This is a genomic window from Nonomuraea jiangxiensis, assembly GCF_900099965.1.
Classification (GTDB): domain Bacteria; phylum Actinomycetota; class Actinomycetes; order Streptosporangiales; family Streptosporangiaceae; genus Nonomuraea; species Nonomuraea jiangxiensis.
Genome location: NZ_FNDJ01000008.1, coordinates 1 through 25,384, shown reverse-complemented (window position 1 = coordinate 25,384; position 25,384 = coordinate 1). Strand labels below are relative to the sequence as shown.

18 protein-coding genes are annotated in these 25,384 nt (G+C 68.5%); 8 read left to right on the top strand and 10 right to left on the bottom strand.

The window, feature by feature from the left end:
- Positions 1 to 125 precede the first annotated feature (125 nt).
- Entirely contained in the window at positions 126 to 1,115 is a 990-nt protein-coding gene (locus tag BLS95_RS18470) for a multicopper oxidase domain-containing protein (RefSeq protein ID WP_218135835.1), read from the bottom strand.
- A gap of 909 nt (positions 1,116 to 2,024) precedes the next feature.
- Between BLS95_RS18470 and BLS95_RS18465 the strand changes: the two genes are divergently transcribed.
- Genes BLS95_RS18465 through BLS95_RS18450 form a run of 4 tightly spaced genes read left to right on the top strand, consistent with a single transcriptional unit; the run spans position 2,025 to position 5,530 of the window.
- Positions 2,025 to 2,945 (top strand): ABC transporter ATP-binding protein, encoded by a 921-nt coding sequence (locus BLS95_RS18465; protein WP_090932834.1) that lies wholly within the window; start codon positions 2,025 to 2,027, stop codon positions 2,943 to 2,945.
- On the top strand, positions 2,942 to 3,646 hold the full coding sequence (locus BLS95_RS18460; RefSeq protein WP_090932832.1) for an ABC transporter permease: 705 nt from the start codon (positions 2,942 to 2,944) through the stop codon (positions 3,644 to 3,646). The genes BLS95_RS18465 and BLS95_RS18460 overlap by 4 nt, the downstream gene beginning before the upstream one ends.
- A gap of 7 nt (positions 3,647 to 3,653) precedes the next feature.
- Positions 3,654 to 4,898, top strand: a complete 1,245-nt coding sequence (locus tag BLS95_RS18455; RefSeq protein WP_090932830.1) for a sensor histidine kinase — start codon at positions 3,654 to 3,656, stop codon at positions 4,896 to 4,898.
- Positions 4,895 to 5,530, top strand: coding sequence for a response regulator (locus BLS95_RS18450; RefSeq protein ID WP_090932828.1), 636 nt, complete (start codon positions 4,895 to 4,897; stop codon positions 5,528 to 5,530). The genes BLS95_RS18455 and BLS95_RS18450 overlap by 4 nt, the downstream gene beginning before the upstream one ends.
- 112 nt (positions 5,531 to 5,642) lie before the next feature.
- Here the strand turns inward: BLS95_RS18450 and BLS95_RS18445 are convergent, their stop codons facing one another.
- The 4 genes from BLS95_RS18445 to dnaE all read right to left on the bottom strand — a co-directional run bounded on the left by BLS95_RS18445 (position 5,643) and on the right by dnaE (position 11,633).
- Positions 5,643 to 6,437 carry a hypothetical protein gene (locus BLS95_RS18445; protein ID WP_143043772.1) on the bottom strand — a complete coding sequence of 265 codons (795 nt, stop codon included), beginning with the start codon at positions 6,435 to 6,437 and terminating at the stop codon, positions 5,643 to 5,645.
- Between the two features lie 295 nt (positions 6,438 to 6,732).
- Entirely contained in the window at positions 6,733 to 7,266 is a 534-nt protein-coding gene (locus BLS95_RS18440) for a mismatch-specific DNA-glycosylase (RefSeq protein ID WP_090932824.1), read from the bottom strand.
- Positions 7,267 to 7,361: 95 nt separating this feature from the next.
- The gene (locus BLS95_RS18435) at positions 7,362 to 7,892 is read right to left on the bottom strand and encodes an anthrone oxygenase family protein (RefSeq protein ID WP_090932822.1); all 531 of its coding nucleotides are present in this window, start codon (positions 7,890 to 7,892) and stop codon (positions 7,362 to 7,364) included.
- Positions 7,893 to 8,087: 195 nt separating this feature from the next.
- On the bottom strand, positions 8,088 to 11,633 hold the full coding sequence (gene dnaE, locus BLS95_RS18430; RefSeq protein WP_176993285.1) for a DNA polymerase III subunit alpha: 3,546 nt from the start codon (positions 11,631 to 11,633) through the stop codon (positions 8,088 to 8,090).
- Between the two features lie 109 nt (positions 11,634 to 11,742).
- Here dnaE and BLS95_RS18425 point away from each other — a divergent pair, with 109 nt between their 5' ends.
- Positions 11,743 to 12,735, top strand: a complete 993-nt coding sequence (locus tag BLS95_RS18425) for a LysR family transcriptional regulator (protein WP_218135834.1) — start codon at positions 11,743 to 11,745, stop codon at positions 12,733 to 12,735.
- An 18-nt stretch (positions 12,736 to 12,753) separates the two neighbouring features.
- Here BLS95_RS18425 and BLS95_RS18420 read toward each other — a convergent pair whose 3' ends face one another.
- Positions 12,754 to 14,802 (bottom strand): heavy metal translocating P-type ATPase, encoded by a 2,049-nt coding sequence (locus BLS95_RS18420; RefSeq protein WP_425434740.1) that lies wholly within the window; start codon positions 14,800 to 14,802, stop codon positions 12,754 to 12,756.
- Positions 14,803 to 14,868: 66 nt separating this feature from the next.
- Here BLS95_RS18420 and BLS95_RS18415 point away from each other — a divergent pair, with 66 nt between their 5' ends.
- Positions 14,869 to 15,252 (top strand): ArsR/SmtB family transcription factor, encoded by a 384-nt coding sequence (locus BLS95_RS18415; RefSeq protein ID WP_090932816.1) that lies wholly within the window; start codon positions 14,869 to 14,871, stop codon positions 15,250 to 15,252.
- Positions 15,253 to 15,392: 140 nt separating this feature from the next.
- Here the strand turns inward: BLS95_RS18415 and BLS95_RS18410 are convergent, their stop codons facing one another.
- Positions 15,393 to 16,022, bottom strand: coding sequence for a TetR/AcrR family transcriptional regulator (locus BLS95_RS18410; RefSeq protein WP_218135833.1), 630 nt, complete (start codon positions 16,020 to 16,022; stop codon positions 15,393 to 15,395).
- Between the two features lie 84 nt (positions 16,023 to 16,106).
- Here BLS95_RS18410 and BLS95_RS18405 point away from each other — a divergent pair, with 84 nt between their 5' ends.
- On the top strand, positions 16,107 to 16,880 hold the full coding sequence (locus BLS95_RS18405) for an SDR family oxidoreductase (RefSeq protein WP_090932812.1): 774 nt from the start codon (positions 16,107 to 16,109) through the stop codon (positions 16,878 to 16,880).
- Positions 16,881 to 17,297: 417 nt separating this feature from the next.
- On the opposite strand, the gene BLS95_RS18400 is transcribed toward BLS95_RS18405, so the two are convergent.
- Positions 17,298 to 17,909 carry a hypothetical protein gene (locus tag BLS95_RS18400; RefSeq protein ID WP_090932810.1) on the bottom strand — a complete coding sequence of 204 codons (612 nt, stop codon included), beginning with the start codon at positions 17,907 to 17,909 and terminating at the stop codon, positions 17,298 to 17,300.
- Positions 17,910 to 17,980: 71 nt separating this feature from the next.
- A complete protein-coding gene (locus BLS95_RS18395; protein WP_143043771.1) occupies positions 17,981 to 23,851 on the bottom strand; it encodes an Ig-like domain-containing protein in 5,871 nt (1,956 codons plus the stop codon).
- Between the two features lie 467 nt (positions 23,852 to 24,318).
- On the opposite strand from BLS95_RS18395, the gene BLS95_RS18390 reads away from it, so the two are divergent.
- Complete coding sequence (locus tag BLS95_RS18390; protein ID WP_143043770.1) at positions 24,319 to 24,747, top strand: hypothetical protein; 429 nt, start codon at positions 24,319 to 24,321, stop codon at positions 24,745 to 24,747.
- A 299-nt stretch (positions 24,748 to 25,046) separates the two neighbouring features.
- Here the strand turns inward: BLS95_RS18390 and BLS95_RS18385 are convergent.
- On the bottom strand, positions 25,047 to 25,384 hold a 338-nt coding region (locus tag BLS95_RS18385), incomplete at its 5' end, for a transposase family protein (RefSeq protein ID WP_143043769.1).

The following is a 25,384-nucleotide window of genomic DNA, read 5'->3' as shown; positions in this document are numbered from 1 at the left end:
ATCGAGGGTGGTTCGGGACCATGTGCGGACGAGTTCGGGGGTCGGCCGCGGTCCGGGGTGTCGACGTCTGCATGGGGCCGTGCTCGTACGGCAGGGGGGCGACCGGATCCGGTCTCGGGGGGCCGTCAGTGGCCCGCGTGGTCACCGCCTGAGTGACCGCCGCCCGGATGACCCGGCACGTTCCCGTCCGCGTCCGTCACCGTGAAGATGCCGGCCATCCCCATGTCGGAGTGGCTCTGGACGTGGCAGTGGTACATCCACGCCCCCGGGCCGACGCGCTCGCCCGCGATCAGCTGGAAGCCGAACGACTCGGCGGGCCCGGTGATCTTGGTGTCGATGATCCGGCTCTGGTCCTCGAGGCTCTCCAGCATGCCGGTGCGGTTGTCGGCCCAGCGGTGCCCGTGGATGTGGAACGTGTGGTAGAACTCGCCGTGGGTGATCACGATCCACTCCACCCGCTCGCCGACCTTGGCGACGAACTCCGGCGCCTCGTGCGCGCGGCGATTGTTGATCATCATGTCGTTGAAGACGACGGTGAACGTCTTGTCCGGCCTGACGTCCTTCTTCCGCCGGACCACCAGCGGGCCGTACAGCCCCTGCCGGATGCCGCCCGTGCCGTGATCGGTCCCCACCACGTGGTCGTGGTAGTGCCAGTAACCCGCGCTGCCGGGCTCGATGCCCGCGCCGCCCCCGCGCCTGCCCTGCGCGTGGGTGCGCCAGATGTAGGTGCGCCGGCCCCCGGGCTCGACCACGCTGTCGTTCAGTCTCGTACCGTCGCTGGCCACGTCGTAGTCCACCCCGTGGACGTGCAGACTCGCCGTCACGTCCAGGTTGTTGACCATCTCGATCTCAAGCGTGTCGCCCTCGACCATCTCGATGAGCGGCCCGGGAATCGTGGCCTTGCCGGGCTCCAGGCCGTAGCCCAGTTGGCCGTCCTCCAGCCGCTCGGCGTACAGGGTGATGCGGCGGACCGCGCCCGTGGTCGTACCGGCGTGGGTCGACGCCGCGGTCTGGTTCGCTGTGATCAGTGGTGCTAATGCGGCAGCCGCCGCGGACGTGGTGAAGGCACGCCGGGAGAGCAGGCTTTCCGGCATGCCTCTGCCTACCTCGGTCATGGTTCCCCAATCGGTGACGCTTGCGTGAGGGTGACTTGCGGGGTGCTCGGGACCTGGACCGGTCGCGTCGTGATCGGTGATGCTGTGGGGGGTAGTGAGATCGACATTCGATCGAAGTACGCGCCATTTTCGGCGAAATGTCAAGAACTAGCGCTGGAGGAGTCAGAACTTCCGCTTATGTCTGGCCAAAGGTGGATGCGGCTGTTACGGTGACCCCAAGATCGAGCTTGCCCGCATCCCCCACGCCCGCGCCCCCCACCCCATAACCCCTGCCGCCGCCCGCCCCTCCCGGCGATCCGCATGGTGAATCCGCATGGTGAATCCGCCCGTGCCCGCACCGACTCGGCCACACGCCGCCGTCCTGCCGCCGCCTCTCGCCGGCCCTCCAGCTGACGGCCCGTCACCGCCTGTGCCGGCCATCGGCTCGTCCTCCGCCGTCACGCCGCCCCCCGCCACCTGGCGCGCTCACCGGCTGCGACTCATGCGCCCCGGCCTTCGGGCGGATAGCGTGACGATGCCGAGGACCCGCAGGGGCCGAACACAGCGCCCAGCCGCTCCGATCCCGTGGTGCAGCGATTCAGGGCTTATGCCGAAGCTCATGCAAAAGATGCCGGGGATCGCGACGGAAGTGGCCATCACGGCCCACAGAATGCCGGCGGGGGCGTTACGAGGAGATCACCCACCGCTGGAGCGTGCGCCGCCGGCTGTTCGTCAACCGCGACAACCTGCGCGCCGCGACCCGCACCGTGGTCAACAAGACGCTGGAGGTGCCGTCCGCCCGGGCGATGTACTGGAGTCCTCGGGGGACCGCATCAACCGATCGGTGGATTCCGGGCTCAGCCGCATCAGCGGCGGACCATGGCCGGGCGGGCGATTCGGGCGAGAGGAGGTCCGGCCGAAGGTTGGTGCATGGCGGTTATCGAGGTGAACGACCTCGTCAAGACGTACGGCAGGCTCCCGGTGGTGAACGAGGTGTCCTTCTCCGTGGAGCAGGGCGAGATCTTCGGCATCCTCGGGCCCAATGGCGCGGGTAAGACGACCACCGTGGAGTGCGCCGAGGGATTGCGGCGGCCCGACTCGGGATCGATCAGGGTGCTCGGGCTCGACCCGGTCAGGGATGGGCGGGAGCTGAGCCACCAGGTCGGCGTACAACTGCAGGAGTCGCTCCTGCCGGAGAACATCAAGGTGTGGGAGGCGCTCGACCTGTACGCCTCCTTCTACCGCGCCCCCAAGGACTGGCGCGAACTGCTGGAGGAGTGGGGGCTGGCCGACAAGCGTCAGGCCAGGTTCGCCACCCTGTCCGGCGGGCAGAAGCAGCGCCTGTTCATTGCCCTGGCACTGGTGGGCGACCCGAAGGTGGCCTTCCTGGACGAGCTGACCACGGGGCTGGATCCGGCTGCCCGCCGGGTCACCTGGGAGCTGATCAAGCGGATTCGGACGGGGGGTGTGACGGTCGTCCTGGTCAGCCACTACATGGACGAGGTGGAGGAACTGTGCGACCGGGTCGCGGTGTTCGACCGGGGGCGGATCGTCGCGTTGGACACCCCCTCGAACCTGATCTCGGCTGTGGACGCCGACCAGCATCTGCGCTTCCGGCCGCTGGCGCCTTTCGACGACGCGCTGCTGATGGGGTTGCCGGGGGTGGTGTCGGTGACCCGCTCCGGCGACCGGGTGATCGTCACGGGCCGAGGCGACTTCGCCGGCGCGGTGACCTCCGCGCTAGCGCGTGGCCATGTCCCAGTGGCCGAGTTGCGGGTCGGGCGGCACACGCTGGACGACGCCTTCGTCGCCCTGACCGGCCGTGCCTTCGGCACCCAGGAGACCCGATGACCGGCTTCTCCAAACTCGCCAAGGTCGAGTCCAAGCTGCTGCTGCGCGATCCCAGTGCGATCTTCAGCATGGCCGTCCCGCTCTTCATCCTGGTGATCTTCAGCGGCGGGACCAGCCCGGGGGACACCGCGTTGCCCTCGATGTCGATGACGATCGCGGTCGGGTTGGTGGGGCTCTACATGGTGCCCACCACCCTGGCCACTTATCGGGAGCGGGGCATCCTGCGCAGGCTGTCCACCACGCCGGTCAGCCCAGGCGCCCTGCTGAGCGTGCAGCTGATCCTCCAGCTCGTGTTCGCGTTGCTCGCCTCGGCGGTGCTCGTCACGGTCTCGGTGGTGATCTTCCAGGCGGCCCTGCCCGCCCGCGCCGTGGCCATGGTGACAGCCTTTCTGCTCGGCACCTCGGCGATCTTCGCGGTCGGTCTGCTCATCGCCGCGACCGCGGCGAGCGGGCGCGCCGCCAACGGTATCGGAGTGCTGCTCTATTTCCCGCTGGCCTTCCTTGGCGGACTGATGCAGCCCAAGGAGGCCATGCCCGAGCTGCTGGCCACGATCGGCGAGTTCACCCCGCTCGGCCTGTTCAGGCAGGCCGTCCACGACGCCTGGAGCGGGGCCGCGACACAGCCTCTGCTTCTGGCGATAATGGCGGTGTATGCACTGCTCATCGGTTTGGTCGCGGCCCGCTTCTTCCGCTGGGAGTGAGGCGGAGATGACGCCGTCCGACCCGCTCGACACCGCGCAAGAGCAGTGGGCCACCGGTCTGGCTGTCCTCCCGTACGCGCTGCTGGCCGTCTCGGCAGGGCTCGCGCTGCTCACCGGGGACGGCACCTCGTGGGACCATCGGCTCGGCGTTCTGGGGCTGAGCGCGCTCGCCGCAGCATGGACGCTCTGGATGGTCACGCTGCACCCTGCCTGGATGGCGAACGGCAAGGCGGCAGGCCTCTACATCGCCGGGCTGGTGGTGTTCGTCGCGGCGCTGGGCCTGCTCAGCCCGTGGTTCGCCGGCTTCTTCGCCTTCACCGGCTACGTCCACTCCTGGCATCTGCTGCGTGGGCGATGGCGGATCGCCGGCGTTGCCGCGACGGCGGCGGCCGCGGTCACCGGCTACTTCGGCGGCCTGCCCGGCCCTGATCCGGCCATCATCTCCTCCTACGTGCTGGTCATCGTCGCCATCGTGATCCTGGTCGTCGTGATCAGCCTCTTCGGCGATATGACCGCCGACCAGAGCGTCCGGAGAAAGAAGATGGTCGAACAGCTTGCCGAGACCAACGCCAGGCTGGAGGACACGATGCGGGAGAACGCCGGGCTCCAGGCCCAGCTCCTCCTGCACGCCCGCGAGGCAGGCGCGACCGACGAGCGCCAGCGCATGGCACGGGAGATCCACGACACGCTGGCTCAGGGGCTGGCCGGGATCATCACCCAGGTCCAGGCGGCCGCCAAGGCCAAGGACGACCCCGCCGAGTGGCAGCGCCACCTCGACAACGCCGCCAGACTGGCCAGGGACAGCCTGGCCGAGGCCCGCCGGTCAGTGCACGCGGTGGGTCCGGCCGAGCTGGAGTCTGTCCGTCTGCCGGAGGCGCTGGCGGAGGTGGCCAGACGGTGGGAGGGCATCCACGGAGTGCGAACCGAGTTCGCCACGACCGGCACGGCCCGGCCGCTGCACCCCGAGGTGGAGGTGACCCTGCTGCGAGTGGCGCAGGAGGCCCTGGCCAACGTGGGCAAGCACGCGGGTGCCGCGCGGGTCGGTGTCACCGTGTCGTACATGGATGAAGTGGTCACGCTGGACGTGCGTGACGACGGCGCTGGGTTCATCCCGGGCGCTCACAGCGGCGGCTTCGGCATGACGTCCATGCGGCAACGCGTGGCCAGGCTGGCGGGCAGCCTGGAGATCGAGTCGGAGCCCGGCGCGGGCACCGCCGTCTCGGCCACGGTCCCGGTTCGGGAGCCCCGATGAGCGAGCTCCCGATCCGGCTGATCGTCGTCGACGACCATCCCATCGTCCGCGACGGGCTGTGCGGCATGTTCACCGGCGAGCCGGGCTTCGAGGTGGTCGGGGTGGCGGGTGATGGCGCCCGGGCGGTCAGCCTCGCCGAGGAGTTGCGGCCCGACGTGATCCTGATGGACCTGCGGATGCCGGGCACTGACGGGGTCACCGCGATCAGGCGGCTGGCTGAGCGCGGCAGTACGGCCAGGATCCTCGTGCTGACGACCTACGACACCGACAGCGACGTGCTGCCGGCCATCGAGGCGGGCGCGACCGGCTACCTGCTGAAGGACGCGATGCCCGAGGAACTGGTCCGCGCCGTGCGGGCCGCCGCGCGCGGCGAGGCGGTCCTGTCTCCCTCAGTGGCCACCCGGCTGCTCAGCCAGGTACGCGCGCCGTCCGATCCGCTGAGCGCGCGAGAGCTGGAGGTGCTCGCGCTGATCGCCCGCGGCTCCACCAACCGCGAGGCGGCCTCCCGCCTGTTCATCAGCGAGGCCACCGTGAAGAGCCACCTGCTGCACATCTACGCCAAGCTCGGCGTCAACGACCGCGCCGCCGCCGTCGCGGTGGCCTTCGAGCGGGGGCTGTTCAACCGGTCCTGATGAGGCTCAGCGGCGGCGGCCACACTGGGGCAGAGCATGCAGCCATGTCCCTGGACCGCTCCCCGGAAGGGCCCGCCGCTCGGCGTACGGGCCTCCCGGGGAGGTCGGCAACTCAGATGTGCCGCGTTCGCACACCGGAGAATTCGAAGTCATAGACCTTGTTGTTGACCTGAAGCCCGTCGACGGCGCCCACGAACGCGTTGTCCCTGCCTTTCGAGATCCCCAGGCTGAGGCTGACCACCGCGTCCGGCAGTCGGGTCTGGAGCTCGGCGAACGAGCACGGCGTGGCCTGGGTGCAGCCGATGAGGGTCCCCGTGGCGCCCGTCGCGTACCACCTGCTTCCGGTTGCGGATGCATCGTACTGCTGCCAGACGTTGGGGGTGCGAGTCGCCGGAGCGGACGGGCTGGTAGAGGAGTCGGGCAGGTAGACGAGGCTCGTGTACTCGGCGGTGCCCACATTGGGGTCGGCCTCGATGGTGATGTTCGGCAGGCTGACCCCGGCCAGGGAGTCGACACCCGCGAACACCCAGTACTTCAGCGTGCGGATGGTGGAGAGCCGATCGCCCGCGAAGATCGTCTCGTTGCCGAACGCGATCTTGTCGTTGCCGCTGCCGACGATGATGCCGAGGCTGCCTTGGCCGTAGGGCGGCTCCTGGGTGGCCGCGAACGCGGTGCCCGTACGCCCGTAGGGGCCCTCGCGCAGGACCGCGTTCGGCCCGCCCAGGGTGTTACGGCCGATGATGCCCCACCGGTCGCCGGAGGCGAGGCCCGGCAAGGTTGCCTGGCCCGCCGTGGTGCCGGCATCGGCCTGTACCGGCTCCACGTCGCCGTGCGCCGCCAGAGGGGCGACTGTCAACGTGGCCGCGCCCATGACGATGAGGCCCGACAGCATTTTAGATGTGCTCACAAATCCCCCATGAAAGGAATATGCCACTTATATTTCGCATAATCGGACATATGATTGTTAGGTCCGATGAAGATCGCGGGCGATGTCATATCCTGCGGGAAAGTCGGCTAAGCGCGATGGATGCCGATTTGATGAGGACTTTAGTGAGCGTGGCAGCCCAGGCCGTCAGCGGAGGGCGCCTTCGACCCCGCAGGCGCCAGCGGTGCGCAGGGTCGAGCCGTTGGGCCAGATGAAGGCGTTGAAGTGCAGCGATGATGCGTTCATGCTCTCGCCTTTCGGATGAGAGCCGGCGTTGTCACTCAGGTGTAGATCGGTCGGGCAGTCGTGCGTGTCGGCGCAGGCGGGTGAACTCTGCCGCGAGGGCGGCGGGAGGGTAGTGGGCGTTGCGGCCGCTGGGATTGGGCAGCACCCACACCTTGGCCCCGCCGACTGTGCCGGGTTGCAGGCCGGGGTGGGCCTGGGGTGCGTCGAATGCGGCCCGATATCCACTCACGCCGAGGAACGCCGCCCAGGAGGAACGGATACCGGCAAGTCGCTTCGCCAGGTCGCGTCCGCCGTCGGCGAGTTCCTGCCGTGTCAGCTGGGCGGCTTGGGAGGTTGGCCGACGCACGATGCTGGTGATGCCCAGTCCGAACGACAGCAGGTCCCGTTCCTGTTGCGGCCGCATCAGGGTCGGGGTGAACCCGGAGGCGTGCAGTGCGGGCCAGAACCGGTTGCCTGGGGTCGCGAAGCTGTGCCCGATCGCCACGGAGGCCGGCGCGGGGTTGATCCCGATGAACACCACCGTCAGTCCGTCGGCGAGTACGTCCGCGAGTCCTTCGACGCTCATTGTTCCTGCCTCCCACGCTCACCGGCCCATCGCCTCGTTGACCCACAAGACCACGGAACGAGCGAGCCGATCCATCTACACCCCATTGTGCAGCGCTACGAGGGGAAGCTGAGTCTCTGAGCTTCTCGCCCGGGTCTTAGCGGCCGGCGGGACTCCGGTTTCCCGAGTCCCACGACGCCGATGGCGACGATCAAGATGAACGCCGCCAGGCCGGTCAGGGTCCGCAAGGTGTGAAAGGTCTCCCACCGCTGCAGGATCTCGGCATGCCCGGTCGGGGCCGAGGTCGCTGCCGCCCACTGCCGGATCAAGGCGTGCAGCGGGACGTTCCCGAACACGGTGATCAGCAGTGAGGCCAGCGCCAGCGCGCCGGCGCCGCCCGCCAGCCACCGGACCCGCCCGCGACCGGCGATCGCCAGGCCGAACGTGGACAGGATCGCCAGTGCCATCGCGGTCTGCATGACCGGCTCGTTGATCTCCATCATGGCGGTGTGGAAGGTCAGGCGCACATCCAGCGGGACGGCGTTGAAGGTGGGGACCACGTTGGCGGCACCGTACCCGAATGCGCCCGCGAGCAGGCCGGTGGCCGTCAACGCCACTCCATGGAGCAGTTTGGTGGGGGTTGTCATGAGTCGCCATCGTGGCCCAGCCCACGGGCTACGGGCGTCCGGCGTGGGGAGTGTCCGGACCTACCACTCAGAGATGAGGATCGGCGGATGTACGACGGCGGGAGTAGGACCGCTCCCGGGCCCCGGACCGGGTTGATGGCCGAGGCAGAGGCGCGATGGGTGGGGGTCGGCGACGCGGACACGCCCACCCGCCGGTCATGCGCCGCCGACCACGCCGGCGCCGAGCAGCGCTTTGAGGTCGCCGTAGAACGCGGGCCCCGGAGTGACCTGGAAGGGTACGAGGTTCAGTAGCACACTCCTGGCGCCCCGGCGGTGCAGGCACACGTGGACGGGCGCCCGGCCGGGATAGGTGGTCAGGATCTGTTTCAGTTCCCGCACGACCCGCAGGTTCAGCTGTGCCTCCTGGACCGAGATCACCACCGGTGGATGGGTGTCCGCCTGGGAGACGTCCAGGATCGCGATCTCCTCGCCGTAGACGCTCATCGTCTCATCGCGGACGTTGATCCGGCCGCGAACAGAGATGACGCGGTCCTCGGCCAGCGTCTCGCCGTACAAGGTGTAGGTCTTGGGGAAGATGAGGCACTCCACGGAGGCGTCGTGGTCTTCGAGGGTGACGATCGCCCATGGGCTGCCCTGTCTGGTGACCTTGCGTTGCAAGCCGGAGACAATGCCGCTGATCCGGGTCACGCCGTCCTGACGTCCCGAGGTGAGCAGGTCGGCGATGGTGGTGTCGCGGTTGGCGGACAGAACGCCTTCCGCGCCGTCGAGCGGGTGGCTGGAGACGTAGAGGCCCAGCATCTCGCGTTCGAAGGCGAGCAGGATGGCCTTGTCCCACTCGCCTTCGGGGATCGCGACCGAGAAGGCACTGCTCTGGCCGGGCTCGCCGAACAACGAGTCCTGGCCGTGCGCCTCGTTCCTCTTGACGTCCACGACCCCGTCCACCGCGGTTTCGTGCACTGCGACCAGGGCTTTTCTATGGTGGCCCAGGCTGTCGAAGGCGCCGGCCTTGGCCAGCGACTCGACGACGCGCTTGTTGCAGACGACCGCCGGAACCTTGGCGAGGAAGTCGTTGAAGTCGGTGTACGCGCCGCGGGTCTCGCGGGTGGCGACAATCGCCTCGACGACGCCCGCTCCGATGTTCCGCACCGCGCCCAGGCCGAAGCGGATCTCGGACCCGACGGCGGTGAAGTCCAGCCGGCTGGCGTTGACGTCCGGAGGCAGCACCTTGATGCCCAGGCGTCGGCAGTCCGACAGGTAGACGGCCATCTTGTCCTTGTCGTCGCCGACGGAGGTGAGCAGCGCGGCCAGGTACTCACATGGGTGGTTGGCCTTGAGGTACGCCGTCCAGTAGGAGACCAGGCCGTAGCCGGCGGTGTGCGACTTGTTGAAGCCGTAGCCGCTGAAGGGGACCAGGACGTCCCATACCGCCTTGACGGCCTCCTCGGAGAAGCCGCGCCCGCGCATGCCCGCCGAGAAGCGGTCCCATTCGGCGTCCAGGACCTCCTTCTTCTTCTTGCCCATGGCCCGGCGCAGCATGTCGGCGGCGCCGAGGGAGTAGCCGGCGAGCTGCTGGGCGATGGCCATCACCTGCTCCTGGAAGACCACCAGGTGATAGGTGTCGCCGAGGATGGATTCCAGCGCCTCCTCCAGCTCGGGGTGGATCGGCTCGACCGGTTGCCTGCCGGTCTTGCGCAGGGCGTAGTTGGTGTGGGCGTTCATCTCCATCGGGCCGGGCCGGTACAGCGCGTTCACCGCGGCGATGTCGGTGAACGTGGTCGGCTGCATCAGCTTCAGCAGCACCCGCATTCCGCCACTGTCCAGCTGGAAGACGCCGAGCGTGTCGCCGCGCGCCAGCAGCTCGTACGTCGCGGCGTCGTCGAGCGGGATCTCCAGAACGTCGATGTCGATGCCCTTGTTGGCGCGGACGTTCGCGATGGCGTCGCCGATGACGGTGAGGTTGCGCAGGCCGAGGAAGTCCATCTTCAGCAGGCCCATGTCCTCGGCCTGGGTGAAGGGGAAGCCGGTGATGACAGGTCCGTCCGTCTTGGGCTTGACCAGGGGGATCACGTCGATGAGCGGCTCGCTGGAGAGGATCACGCCGGCGGCGTGGATGCCGGTTCCCCGGGTGAGGCCCTCGATGCCGGTGGCGGTGTCGATCACCGTTTTGACGTCGGGGTCCTGCTCGTACATCTGGCGCAGCTCGGCCGCCTCGCCGTAGCGGGGATGGCCGGTGTCGTGGATGGCGGCCAGCGGGATCTCCTTGCCTCCGTCCGCCGCGGGGAACGCCTTGGTGATGCGGTCGCCCAGGGCGTACGGCAGGCCCAGCACCCGGCAGGAGTCCTTGATGGCGGCCTTGGCCTTGATGGTGCCGAACGTGACGATCTGGCAGACCCGGTCATCGCCGTATTTGCGGGTGACGTAGTCGATCATCTCGTCCCGTCGGCGGTCGTCGAAGTCGAGGTCGACGTCCGGCATGGAGATGCGCTCGGGGTTGAGGAAGCGTTCGAAGATCAATTTGTGTTCGATCGGGTCCAGCTGGGTGATGCCCGTGCAGTAGGCGACCATCGACCCGGTGGCCGAGCCGCGGCCGGGGCCCAGGCCGATGCCGTGCTCGCGGGCGTACCGGCAGATGTCGGCGACCACCAGGAAGTAGCCGGGGAAGCCCATCGTGTCGATGACCGACAGCTCGTAGTCGATGCGGTCCAGCACCTCCTGCGACGGTCGGCCGCCGTAGCGGCGGCGCGCCCCCTCCAGGGTCTCCTTGCGCAACCAGCTCGACTCGCTCTCCCCTCCTGGTACGGGGAACCGCGGCGTCAGGTCCCGATGCGCGAACACCTCCCCGTAGTCGCCGACCCGCTCGGCGACCAGCAGCGTGTTGTCGCAGGCGCCCGGCACCTCGACGTCCCACAACGCGCGCATCTCCGCGGCGGACTTGACGTAGTAGCCGCTGCCGCTGAACCGGAAGCGGTCGGTGTCGGCAAGCCGTTTGCCGGTGCCGACGCACAGCAACGCGTCGTGGGCCTGGGCCTGGCCCTCCGTGACGTAGTGGGAGTCGTTGGTGGCCAGCGGCGGCAGGTCGAGCTCCTTGCCGAGTCTGAGCAGGTCGTCACGGACCCGGCGCTCGATGGCGAGGCCGTGGTCCATCAGCTCCAGGAAGTAGTTGTCCGGGCCGAAGATGTCGCGGTATCGGGCGGCGGCCTCGACGGCTTGGTCGTACTGGCCGAGCCGGAGCCGGGTCTGCACCTCGCCGGACGGGCAGCCGGTCGTGGCGATGATGCCCTGGCCGTGCTCGGCGAGCAACTCATCATCCATGCGCGGATATTTCTGGACATGCCCTTCGAGCCAGGCCCGGGACTGCAGCCGGAAGAGATTACGCAGGCCCTGATCGCCGGCCGCCCACATCGTCATATGCGTGTACAGACCGCGCCCGGAGACGTCCCCGCCCTCGCCGGTGTCGTCGTCGGAGCGGCGCAACGAGAGGTCGTCGCTGTAGTACACCGGCTTGCGGTGGTGCCTGGAGGCGGGGGCGACGTACGCCTCGATGCCGATGATCGGCTTGATCCCCGTCTTGCGCGCCTTCTGGTAGAACTCGTACGCCCCATGCACATTGCCGTGGTCGCTCATCGCCACGGCCGGCATGCCCAGTCGCGCCACCTCCTCCATCAGCAGGCCGACCTTGGCGGCGCCGTCGAGCATGCTGTATTCGGTGTGCACGTGGAGGTGCACGAAGGATCCCACCAGAAACCACGCCCTTGGTTGTAGGGTCGGCCGCGAACCTGAGCATTCGACCCGAGAGCAGGCGTGGTTGTCCAACAATCGACACACCGATACTTCACAACCAGAAGTTGTCTTGCAGGCTCCGCTGGACCTGGATCTCGGCGCGGTTCGGGCCTTCGTGGCCATCACCGAGGACCGGTACTTCAGCGAGGCCGCGATCCGGCTGGCGATCAGCCAGCAGGCCATCTCCAAGCGCATCGCGAAGCTGGAGTCCGACCTCGGCGTCCGGCTGTTCTTCCGCACCCGTGCCGGGGCCGATCTCACCGAGGACGGCAGGGCGTTCCTCCATCACGCGCGCTCCCTCGTCGGCCTCGCCGACCAGGCGGTCGAACTGTTGCGCTCCCGGCGCCGCCCACTCCGGGTCGACGTCTTGGACACCCGGCTACGGACCGTCGATCTGCTCCAGGCGTTCCACCAGACCGTCGAGGACGTGGACATCGAGATCCTCACATCGAACGGGCTCAGATCCGCGCACGACGCCCTCACCCACGGATCCGTCGACGCGTTCTTCTGCCGCGTCAGGGGGACGCTGGACGAGGAGCTCCGGCACATCCCCGCCTACCTGGAACCGGTGCATCTTCTCGTCAGCCGCGACCACCCCCTCGCCGGTCGGCAGCACGTCGAGATGGAACGCCTGTCCGGATCGACCGTGTGGATGCCTGGCAACGCCCCCGGCAGCGAGTGGGCCGACTTCTACAGCTCCCTTGGCAGCACGTTCGACATCCGGATCGACACCTCGGGGCCCGACTTCGGCTGGCAGTATTTCGTGGAGCGGATAGGCTCCGGGGAGCACATCGGTTTCGGTGGTGAAGGGCTGCGGTTGCCGTGGCATCCCCGCACCGTCCAGATCCCGCTCGTTGATCCCGCGCCCGTCTATCCGTGTTCGCTGCTGTATCACCGGCAGAACCACCACCCGGTGCTAACCCTGCTCACCCGCTTCCTCGAGAGCGGCTTCCGGCCGTTCGACCCGGCCCGCCAATGGCTCCCGGCCCCCGACCGCGCCGCCTTCGTCGTGCCCCCGGCTTCGGAGAACAGTCGAACAGCCAATAGCGGTAAGCGGTTTTGACGACACCGGGATCTGCCGTCATCGGGGTGTGCTTGCTGTCGGGGGAGAGGTGGCGGCGCGTCGCCAGGCGGCGTCGCGCAGCAGGCGCAGCCCATTGAGGCCGACGATGACGGTGGAGCCCTCGTGCCCGGCCACGCCGAGCGGTAGCGGCAGGTCTCCGAGCAGGTCCCAGGCCACCAGTACGGCGATGAAGGTGCCGGCGATGACCAGGTTGGCCACCACCAGGCGGCGGGCGCGCCGGGCCAGGGCGAGCACGGCGGGGACGGTGGACAGCTCGTCGCGGGTGATGACCGCGTCGGCGGTGTCGAGGGTGAGGTCGGCGCCGGCACGGCCCATGGCGATCCCGGCGTGGGCGGTGGCCAGGGCGGGGGCGTCGTTGACGCCGTCGCCGACCAACGCCACTTGCGCGTGCTGCTGCAGTTCGCGTACCGCGTTCACCTTGTCCTCGGGCAGCAGGCCGGCCCGTACGTCGGTGATGCCGACCTGGCCGGCCACCCGGGCCGCCGCGCGCGGATTGTCGCCGGTCAGCAGGACGGGGGTGGTGCCGGTCAGGCCGGCCAGATGCGTGACCGCCTGCGCCGCGTCGCCGCGCAGGCGGTCGGCCAGGCCGAGCACCGCGGCGGGGCGGCCGTCCAGGAGCATCAGCACGGTGCTGTGCCCGTCGCCTTCGAGCTCGGCCACCACCGCGCGGGCCGACGCCGCCTCATGGGACGACGCCTCATGGGACGCTGTCGGGTCCAGCAGGTGGGCGGGGCTGCCGATCTCGACCAGGTGGCCGTCGACGTGGGCGCGCACGCCTCGCCCCGGCAGGGCGGCGAAGGCGGTGGCCGCGGGCAGGAGCAGGCCCTGGTGGTGGGCTGCGGCGACGATGGCGCGGCCCAGCGGGTGTTCCGAGCCCTGTTCGGCCGCGGCCGCGAGCGTGAGCAGCCGGTCGGCCTGCGTTCCTGCCTGGTCCTCGGGGCCGTTCCTGGAATCGTCCGCCGGGTCGGGCAGGATGCGCAGGTGGGCCAGGTGCGGGCGGCCTTCGGTCAGGGTGCCGGTCTTGTCGAAGGCCACCTGGGTGACGTCGGCCAGATGTTCCATCACCACGGCGGACTTGACCAGCACACCGTGGCGGCCGGCGGTGGCGATGGCGGCCAGCAGCGGCGGCATGGTGGCCAGCACCACCGCGCACGGCGAGGCCACGATCATGAACGTCATCGCCCGCAACAGGCTGTCCTGCAGATCCTGCCCCAAGGCCAAGGGAATGACGAACAACGCGATGGTGGCGGCGACCATCGCCACGGAGTAGCGCTGCTCGACCTTCTCGATGAACAGCTGAGTGCGCGCCTTTGTCGCGCTGGCCTGCTCGACCATCGCCACGATGCGGGCGATCACCGTCTCCGACGCCGGCCGGGTGACGTGCACGCGCAGCACGCCGGTGCCGTTCACCGTACCGGCGAACACCTCATCGCCGGTCTGCTTGTCCACCGGCAGGCTCTCGCCGGTGATGGAGGCCTGGTCGACGTCGCTAGCCCCGGCGATCACCTGGCCGTCGGCGCCGATGCGTTCGCCCGGCCGGACCAGGATGACGTCCCCGACCCGCAGATCGGCGGCGGCCACGACCTCCTCGGTGCCGCTGTCGTCGACGCGGGTGGCCTGGTCGGCGGCCAGGTCCAGCAGGCCGCGTACGGAGTCCTCGGTGCGTTTGGTGGCCACGGCCTCCAGCGCGCCGGAGGTGGCGAAGATGACGATCAGCAGCGCACCGTCGAAGACCTGCCCGATCGCCGCCGCGCCGATCGCCGCGGCGACCATCAGCAGATCGACGTCCAGCGTGCGCCCGCGCAGCGCTTTCAGCCCGGCCAGGCCCGGTTCCCAGCCTCCGGCGGCGTAACAGGCCAGATACAGCGTCCACCACAGCCACGGCGGCCCGCTGGCCAGCTGGGCGGCGCCGCCGGCGGCGAACAGCGCGGTGGCCGCGATGGCCCAGCGCACCTCCATCAGCGAGCCGGCACCGGACCGCCACCAGGCGGACGGCCGGGACTTCGCTGCGGGCGGCGGGGCAGCCGTTCTCAGATCTGTTATCACCGAAGCATCGTATATGCGTATACACGCAGGTATGCAAATAGTGAGGTTCGGAGATATGATGAGTGCATGCACACCTCGCTGACCGATTTCGACATGCCGAACGAGGAGCAGGTGCACCTGGCCGCCGAGTCGTTCCGGCTGCTGTCCGATCCCACCCGCATCAAGATCCTGTGGGCGTTGCTGCAAGGCGAGTCCAACGTCGCCTGCCTGGCCGAACTCGCCGACGCCGCCCCCACCACGGTCAGCCAGCACCTGGCCAAGCTGCGCCTGGCCGGGCTGGTCAAGGGCCGCCGCGAGGGCACCTTCGTCTACTACAGCGCGGCCGACGAGCACGTGCGCCGCCTGCTCGCCGAAGGCCTCTACCACGCCGACCACATCGACAGCGACGGCCAGACCGACCATCAGGCCGGCGATCAGGCCTCCGCCGTGACCGTAAGCACCGCCTCCTGACCTGGATCCCCACGGGACGCCTCGGAGCCGATGCGGCCGAGCTCCTCAACCGCAGGGCAGTCGCATGCTTGATCATCTGACGTAGTGAGCAGCGAGCACGTACGGCTTGGTGGACGACCTTGGACACTTGAGGTTGTGCGTCAGCTTGGTGGACCTGGCTCGCGTTTCGGCCAGGCGGTCAGGGCCAGTTCGGCGATCTCGGCGAGTTCGGTCGCGTCAGCTCCGTCCCGGGCACGCTGCGACATTCCTTGGATGACGACGGCGAAGTAGCCGGCCAGCGCACGGGGATCGGCGTGTGGGGGAAGTTCGCCGTCCTGCTGAGCGGTGCGCAGGTGGTCCTGGAGGACCACGAGGTTGGCGTTGCGCAGATCACGCAGGAACGCCGCTATCTCGGCGTCCTGGACGGTGACGTTGGTGGCGGCGCTGATGGTCAGGCAGCCGGCGGGGTGGGAGGGGTCGGGGTAGATCGTCGCGGCCTCGCGCAGGATGCGAGCGAAAGCCTGGTACGCCGTGGGCTCCTCGCGGAGGGCGACGCCGATGAACGCGCCGACGGGGGAGCGAGCGTAGGCGTGCACGACCTCCTTGAACAGCGCCTTCTTGTCGCCGAAGGCGGCGTACAGGCTGCCCGGTCGGATGCCCATCGCCTCGGTGAGCTCGTTGAGCGAGGTGGCCTCGTAGCCGCGCTCCCAGAACAGCCGCGTGGCCGCGGCGAGCGCCGCGTCACGGTCGAACGTGCGCGGACGGCCGCGTGCCGTGCCTGCCTGACCCATGCCCCACATTCTAGAGCGTCCACTCAAAAAGTCGTGCTACCGTACTTCTTGAGCAATCACTCAAGAAATGAGAGGCGGGACATCATGGGCGGACGCGTGCTGGACGGCAAGGTGGCGCTGGTCACCGGCGGCAGCAGGGGGATCGGGCGGGCCATCGCCGAGCGGCTCGGCCGGGACGGCGCCGTCGTGGCCGTCGCCTTCGCCCGCGATCAGACCGCGGCGGACGAGGTCGTCGAACGAATCGGCAAGGATGGCGGCCGGGCGTTCGCGATCCGGGCCGAGCTGGGCAGGCACGGCGACGCGGCCGCGCTGTGGGCCGCCTTCGACGCCCAGATCCAGCGGCACTCGCTCCGGGCGGGCGTCGACATCATCGTCAACAACGCCGGCATCGGCCGCAGCTCAGGCCTTGCCTCGCTCACCGAAGAACAGTTCGACGAGGTCTTCGCCGTGAACGTCCGGGCACCGTTCTTCATCGTGCAGCAGGGGCTCAGCCGGCTCCGCGACGGCGGGCGGATCATCAACATCTCCAGCGGCGCAGCCCGCCTGGCCATGCCGGAGATCATCGCCTACGGCTCCACCAAGGGCGCCCTGGACACCTTTACTCTCAACCTGGCCAAGCAACTGGGCCCGCGCGGCATCACGGCGAACTCGGTGGCCCCCGGGATCGTGGATACCGACGTCAACGCGGGATGGCTGCGCGGCAACCCGGAAGCCGAGGCCCACGCCGCGTCGCTGGCCGCGCTGGGCCGGGTCGGGCAGCCCGAGGACATCGCCGACATCGTGGCATTCCTTGCCTCCGACGACGCTCGCTGGGTGACGGGCAGGGTGATCGACGCGACCGGCGGCGCCGGATTGTGACCTCTTCTCGGGTGGGGCCCACCGCGCCCACAGCGCTGCTGCTGGAAGCCAAGGACAACTTGCAGCGCATGCTCGCCGCCGTCCCCCTTCACCGACGAACGTGCCGCAGTTGACGACGGCCGGGCTGCCCTGGACCGGCTACCCGGCCACCGCGAAGAGCGTCGCATTGCCGACGAGCAGGATCCCGGCCAGGACCGCGAAAGGACCGCACCGGAGCATCGGACGCTCCGTGCCGGGGGAGGAAGGCATCCGCACGTTGCACAAATCCCGATCACCCCCATGCCGCTCGCCCTACGGGTTCGCCTGCCCGCCCGCGCCGGATCGAGTTGCCTGGTGTGGCCCGCGGACATCCATACGAGCCGGGCGGTCGGGAGGCCCGTAAGCGTCAGAGAAGACCTGGTGGTCATGGTGCCGGTGTCATGGGGTTTCCCATGACGTGTCGGGGATGCGGTAGAAGGTGCGCGTCGTCGTCCACCATTCCCGGTCGGTGAAGCGGCCGGTGATGCGGCCCACCATGCACGCCATCAAATGCATGTCCCGCTTGAGGTTTCTTGTCTCGCCGAGCTCCAGTCCAGGCGTGTGCGGCATGTACTCGGGGAGGTCCATATCGCCGCCTTCGTTGTACGGCGGGGTGACGTCTCCGAGTTGTTCTCCGTTGTAGTAGAGGTTCAGGGGTTCGAGCTCGCCCAGCTCTTCGCGGCAGAAGATCTCGAAGACACGTCGCTTTCCGAGGTTCAGGATGGCGGGATGGTACGGGTGCAGCCCGAAGGCGAGAACATGTGTCCAGCCGGGGGAGTGCGGGCCGATCCACACGGCGGCCCGCTCTTGTATGCGTCCGTACACCTCTATGGCGGATTCGAGATCGCACTCCAGGCGTGAGTCCGGATCCGCCTGGAGCAGCCGGGACAGCTCTTCAGGATCATCGCTCTCGACCCAGAGACCGTGGAATCCGTTCTGGAGACCGTGCCCGTGCTCGACCAGCAGATCCCATTGGTTCTCCGCGGGGAGAGCCTGCCCGGGGTGCGTCATTTCCACGTCCTCACATCGCGGGGGTCCGGGGTTGCCGGGCTTTTCGCTCCGGCAACCCCGGGCTGCGCCGCTTACTCTACAATCTGCACCCAGAACGGGCTGTCGCTGACCTTGGTGATGGTGTTGACAGGATCGTACGTGAGAAGGCGGTATTGGCTGTAGAACGCCTGGAGCGCTTCTCCGTGTTTCGCGTTGTAGCTTGTGAAGACGGCCTGGACCGAGTAATTAATCTTGTCCTTGGCCGCTCCTTCCTGAGTGGAGGCGAAGGGATATTCGTCGCACCGAAGCGCTCCATTGCCATGCTGTTGGTAGAGGTCCTGGTTGTAGTACTTGCAGTAGTTCGATCCGTAGCTGTTCCCCATATGGAACTCTTCCGACCATCCCGTGTGCACCCAGAACTCATGCCCCGAGAAGACCGCCCGGTTCTTGTCGTAGGCGCCGTCGGCGCCTCGCCACAGCGGAGCTCCCTCGGTGGTGTTCGGTGCCGCCCTGTAGTTGCCCGGGATGGCCTTCGGCAGTTCGGTGCCCGTCTTGTATTTATGGGGCGGATATTTGACATCTCGGTTGCTCGTTGTGTCTCCCGGTCGGAACGGCGGGTTGGTGTCGGCGTTCGTGCTCCTGCTCAGAGCTTTCTCGATGTGGTTGATCACACCGATGAAGTTGCTGTCCGCGCTCTTGGACATCGTGAAGACCCGGTCGGCTCTGATGTAGATGCAGCCGCCGGTGTTCTTCTCCTCGTTCTTGCCGAATCCGAGCTGCTTCCAGTCGCAGCGATAACTGGGTGAATACAGGCTGTTGCTGGGGATGCCCTGTCCCCATCGCACCACACCGAGCCGCTTGCCCTCGTCGCCGAGGAGTTCCTGGTCCCACAGGGGAAGCCGGCCCTTGTTCTCCTTGTACTGGGTGAGGGCGGGCATGATGGAACAGACTTCCCTGTCATGTGCCGCCGGCTTGGGCGTGTTGATCAGGTACTGGAGATACGGCGTCGAGCGCCAGGCCGCGATCGTCTTGAGCTGGGTGGGATTTCCCTGCTGAACTTGGCATCCCTGCGTGGCGAGGTCGAACTCGATCTGGACGTCGTTCAGATCGTCGTCCAACTCCGTACGCTTGACGCCTCTGTTCCAGACGCCGAAGTCCGTCAGCTTCACGAAGAACTTGATGTTCTGCGGCTTCAGGCCGGCGCCGCCGGTGCCACCCTTGAAGACGGCGTTACCGGTGTGATCACCGATGTAGGTGTGCGCCACCCAGGTCGCCCGGAAGGTGAACACATCGTCGTCGGTCACCTTGTCCAGCACCGCCGCCGGAATCCGCAACGGGCCCGGGAACAGCCGTACCCACCAGGCCGTCCTGTTCTTGCGCTTCTTGACGCCGTTGTCGTCGTACTCCTCCCATCCTCCGTGTCCGATCCAGGAGGTCCAGCATGCCGAGTGCGGGCGCTCCTGCATCCGCGAGTACGCGTCGGTGAACCTGGGCGCCCTGGTGGTGGCGTAGCAGTCCTCCAACGACGGGTGCTTGTACTGGAAGTTGGCGGCTGCGGCCGGGGCCTGGGAGGCTCTGGCCGATGCGGGCGGTTGATCACCCGGCCGGACATCGCCGACCTTGAACGTCTGCCATTCCGACCAGACACCGGATGTGCCGGGGACCGTCGCGCGGGCCCTCCATCGCATCCATTGGCCCTTCTTGAGCTTGCCGGAGGGCACCCGCAGCGTGTGCCGCGGCGAGCCGGCCTTCCCGGTCACCGTGCCCGACCAGGTCAGCCCCTTGGCCGCCGTCCCTCCGGACTTCGACAACCTGGGCTTCGACGACCTGGCCGGCTCCGGAGCGACCTCCACCTGCACCGTCGCCGGACGGCCCTGCGGGTCTGTCACCCAGGCGGTGAACGTCGGAGTGGTGCCCTTGTCGTCAGAGATCTCCAGTTTCGCGATGGCCGGGGTGGTGCCGGTGGACGCGGCGCGCCGTGCGACCGGGACGGCGCCGACGGGGGAGTTCATGTCGGCCTGGATCTCGGCCGCGCTCTGGACGCGGTTGTAGACGCGCACCTCGTCGATCAGACCACGGTAGAACTCGTTCCAGAAGGAGTTGCCGCCGATCCGCAGGACGCCGCCGTCGTCGAGGATATCGCCGGTCATCAGCGCCTGCGCGACCTGCGTGCCGTTGACGTACAGGGTGGCCATGCCGCCGTCGTAGGACAAGGCCAGGTGACTCCACTGGTTCAGCGGTAGAGGGCCGTCGTCCGTGAGTGCGCCTCCGTCCTCGGCGGACTGCAGCCAGCCCGCCGGGGCGGTGTACTCCGAGGAGGCGTACAGGCCGTAGACGCCGCCCACCTCGGCGTGCTCCTTCATCAGCACGCTGCGCCAGACATTGCCCAGCGCCGAGGGACGTACCCAGGCCGAGAGCGTCAGTGTGTCGGTCAGGCGCAGTGACGTGGCGTGCGGGACGGTGACCCAGCTGGAGGTGCCGTTGAACGACAGCGCCGTGCCGTGCCTGCCCGTGGCCCAGGTAGTGTCCCGAGCGGCTCCGGTGTTGTGCTGGCCGGAGGAGTCGCCCACGGTCGTCCCGGCTCCCTCGTTCATGCCGTAGGCCGCCACGAGCCCCGTCGGTGGTTTCACCCCGGTGGTGAACGACCAGGTGTACGGCCCGGCCATGGCGTTGCCCGCGGCGTCCTTGGCTCCGGACACCTCAGCGGTGTACGCGGTGGCCTCGGCCAGTGGCTGGGCGGGGGTGAATGTGAGCATCCGGCCGGTGGCGTCCATCGCCGTCGTTCCGGCGACCGCCACACCGGCCGGGTTCTTCAGCGTGAACTGGGCGTTGGTGACCGCTTCGCTGAACGTCGCCGTGACCGGAGTGGTGACCGGAACGTCCGTGGCCTGGGCCGCCGGGGTGACCGCCGTGACGGTCGGTGGCGTCGTGTCGGGGTTGGGGGTACCGGAGCCGACGGGGGTGTTCATGTCGGCCTGGATCTGGACCGCGGTCAGGGCGCGGTCGTAGACGCGCACCTCGTCGATGAGGCCGCTGAAGTACTCGCCCCACATGGAGTTGCCGCCGATCCGCAGCGGGCTTCCGTCATCGTGGAGGCTGCCGGTCAGCGGCGTCTGCATGACCCGCTGGCCGTTGACGAACAACCGCAGGTACGTGCCGTTGTAGGTGAGGGCCAGGTGGCTCCAGGCGTTGACCGGCAGCGGCTCGAAGCCATCGATGGTGGTGGGCTCCTCGGGAGCGGTCTCCACCCAGCCGGACGGGACCGAACCGCTGTTGGCGGCGTACAGGAGGTAGGAGGCGCCGCGGGTGGCGCTCAGTTCCTTGCCCAGCACGCTGCTCCAGTCGGCCACCGAGGCCGGGTTCACCCAGGCCGACAGCGTCATCCCGGTCGTCAGGCGGAGTGAGGCGGCATCCTGGACGGTGACCCAGCTGGAGGAGCCGTTGAACGACAGCGCCTTGCCGTATTTACCGTCCGCCCAGCCGGTGTCGGTGGATGCTCCGGTGTTGCTCTGCCCGGAGGAGTCGGCCACGCTCGTGCCCGAGCCCTCGTTCATGCCGTAGGCCGCCACCAGCCCCGGGACCGGCGGCGGCGTGTCCGCGGCCGTGGTGAACGACCAGGTGTACGGCCCGGCCATGGCGTTGCCCGCGGCGTCCTTGGCTCCGGACACCTCGCCGGTGTACGCCGTGGCCGCGGCCAGCGGCTGGGCGGGGGTGAACGTGAGCACTCGCTGGGTGGCGTCCATTGCCGTGGTGCCGGCGACCGCCGTACCGGCCGGGTTCTTCAGCGTGAACTGGGCGTCGGTGACCGCTTCGCTGAACGTCGCCGTGACCGGGGTGGTGACGGGAACGTTCGTGGCTCCGGAGGTGGGGTTGGTCGCCGTCACCGTCGGCGCCGTCGTGTCCGGACCGCCGGTGGTGAACGACCACGAATACGGATCCATGGTGTTCTCCGCTGGATCGATCGCGCCCGAGACCACTGCGGTATACGTGGTTTCCGGCTTCAGCGCCTGCGTCGGTGTGACGGTCACCGTCGTGTTGGTGCTGTCGGATGCCATTGTCGCCGTGACTTCGGCCCCGCCGGCATCCTTGAGCACCACGGCGGCCTCGTTGACCGGTTCGGAGAAGGTGACCTTCAGCTTCGCGTCAAGGGGTACGTCGACGGCGCCGTTCGCGGGTTCGACCGCGGTCACTTGCGGCGCCGTGGTGTCCACACCGTTCCCGCCATCGCCGTCACTGCCATCGGCGGGGAGATCAAGCTCGGCTGGCTTTACCTCGAAGGCTTCCCCGTCGCGCTGTCCCGCGATCCGACCGGCGAACTCACTGTCGATGCGCGTTCGCTCGCCGCCCGTCGGCTCATAGATCGACCTGGCGCGGGCTTCCTCCCAGGTGGGAAGGCTCGTGATGGGGTCGGGCGAGGTGAAGGTGAAGCCGTCGACGACGGGAGGAGGCGCGGGCGTGTAGTCGATGATGAGGGCGGGTGGATGGCGGTAGCCCGGGTAAGGATCGCCGCCGCCGAACTGGCTGGAGTAGTACTGGCGCCAGTTGATCGCCGCGGTCTCGCTGGCGGCCTTCAGCACGATCCCGTGGTTGGCCGCGCCTTGTTGGATCCAGGCGCGGGTCATGGCGGTGACCTCGTAGAAGAGCTCCTCGTCCTTGGCGCACCAGCTGGCGGGGTCGGCGTCGTAGTTGTAGCCGGCCCGGTTCACCTCCTCGGGGGCCGTGCTCGGGGGCTGGTTGTACCAGTCCAGGCTGTCGATCGTGCCGTCGAGTGTCCATTCGGAGGTGACGCGCGCGGCCCGGATGCCCGTGCCCATCGTCTCCCCGCACAGCTGTCCGTTGGGCCCGCCGGACTTGTAGTTCCAGATCCGCAGGTCCGCGTCGTTGACGGTGGCGCCCTGCAGCACCGGGTCGGAGGTGTTGAACTTCAAGTACACGCGGGCGACGTCCGCGCTGGTCGAAGTGGTGCCCGCGCGCAGGTACCCGGCCGCGGCGTTGTTGTTGTAGGGGTCGTTCCTGCTGATCCAGGCGTCGTCGGGGGCGCCGCCGCCGAACCAGATGGAGGACGCGGCGACGGTCACCGGATAGGTCACCGCGGGGTCGGCCAGAAACGTCTCATCCGGGGAGAACACCAGCTCCGACGTCTTCCCGGTGGTCTCGACCCGCGCCTTGACGGAGGAGGTCCTGCCCTGTTCGGGGGCGGCCTCCACCTTGGCGTCCGTCGCGGTCAGCACGATCGGCGCGGCCTTGGCCTCGCCCTTGTCGCCCTTGAGCTGCGGCAGCCCCTGTGGCGTCTTACCGAACGTGGTGCCCTCGGGCAGGGTGAGCGGCAGCCGTACGGTCACCGGGCCGGTCGGCCGCTGCCGGAAGACCACCTGGGAGGTGAAGCCATCGGCCTCGGCCAGCACCACCAGGTCCGCGCCCGGTGCCACGGCGTCGGGGTAGGTGACCGCGTTGCCGACGACCTTGGGTTCCGGCAGCGCCCGGGTCACGCCCAAGCCGATCTCGCCATGCTTACCGGCCGCCGACACCAGGTGCTTGGCGCCGCGTCCGCCGAAGGTCAGCGGGGACTTGACGCGGGCGGCCTGGAGCTTGCCGTCGCGGGTGACGATGCGGGTGTCGATGGGTTCCCAGGCCCCGCTGTCCAGGTTCTTGAGCTGGATGGGCCGGGTGTGCAGCTCGGCTCGCAGGTTCTTGCCGTCGGGGTTCGCCCAGACCTTCATGGTCTCGGTGAACTGGGAGGGGAGCTCGACGGGTTTGCCGGATTTGGCGGCCTTGCCCCAGGCGGTCTTGAGCGCTGAGTCCGGGGCGGCATCTGGCGGTGTCGCAGGGATGGCGGATGGCGTGGGGCCATCGGCGATCGCGGGCGCGCTCATGAGCGAGAGCGGCAGCGTCAGGGCCGCGATCAGGGCAGCGCGGCGGCGCGTCCAGGCGGACCGGCCGGACGCTAATCGGTGTCTGTTCACTCACAACCTTTCGAACGACTGTTCCCAAACGGGCCGATCATGACATAAGGCCGCAATAAAAGTAAAGATCGTTTTCAGTAACGGGAAGTACGCCGTCCGCTAGGGCGGAGAACCGCGCCCGGCCCCCACTGGGAAGCGTCAGTGATCTCCTTCACTCCCGGCAGGTTCCCGGTCTCTCGCTTCCGGCGACGGGATCCTTCATGTTCGTCTGCTGGAATCCGGGCGCGAACACATGACGGCGTTCCTCGCACGACGGCTGATCAGCGAATACCCCGTGCCGGCCGAGCCCGGAGGCGAGAGCCGGAACCTGGCTCAGGAACTGATGGCGGAGAACAGGTGGTCGAGGTTCAGAAGGTCGGCGGGATGGCGGGAGGCGGCTACACCTGGGATGACAAGCCGGGCGAAAGGGGAGTGAAAGGCGGGGATGGAAGGGTCGTCACGCCGGCACAATGATCGGGAGGCATCTCATGGCGGTCCGCACACCCGCGCCAACTGGCACCCGCGACCAGGCCGGGCGCTGGCTGAGACGGCTTGGCCTGCTGGCGACCGGCCTGGTCGCAGGCGTCGTGCTGTGCGCGGGGGCGATGATCGCGCTGAACTGGCCCACCCGGCAGACCCTCTACACCGACCGGCAGCCGGTCACCGTCGCCTACAACGACGAGTCCTCGCACGTGGTGGCGTTCATCCGCTACCACTCGCTGCTGGAGGACACCTACCGCCTGTACGCGGGACGCGATCCGTCGCTTCACTACGGCCACTTCATCGAGGTGAACTTCGCCGACGCCGCCGACCAGCCGGTTACCTCCACCCAGTGGACCAGGGAAGGCGTACGGGTGCGGTTCGGCACCGGGCACGACCTGTTCATCCCCGCCGCGGCCTTCGTCGGCGGCCGGTGACCCCTCACCCTCTCGGGCGTCTGCCGCGCGTAGAAGGTACGCCAGGCCGGTGTCGGGGCGGGCATCATGCCGGGGAACTCTTCGTGCCACTTGCCGACCTCATCTCTGAGGACATCGAGCACGTCGTCGCCGACGGGAGCCCGGCTGGCGAGGTGGGTTTTGAGGACGAACTCCGGGCATGGTGGCATGGCTGAGTCAGCGCCGCACGCTGGGAGCGCGCGGCGTACGGCGCGGTCGCCGCCGCGGCGGATAGCTGCTGATGCACGCGACGCTGCATATGGCGTCGCAATGACGTGATCTCAGCGAATTGTCGGTAGGTAGTTGTGCTCGAAATGGGTGAGCACAAGGGCGGCGCGGGCGATGTCGCCGATTGTGCTGGGGCTGGCGGTAATGTGCTGGAGGATCCGCCAGCGGCCTTTGAGCAGGGCGAATCCGCGTTCGCCGAGACATCGCAGGGCGCGTAGGAGCCGGTTGTAGGTGCGGTTGTCCGGGCTGAGAACCTGGTTGCCTTCGGGCTGTTTGATCGGCGTATGAATGCCGATCCCGGCGCCGTCGTAGCCGCTGTCGGCGAGGGTGGGCAGGCCGGCTGCGGCTGCGGCGTACAACGCGCCCAGCACATGCGCGCGAGCGGCGGTCA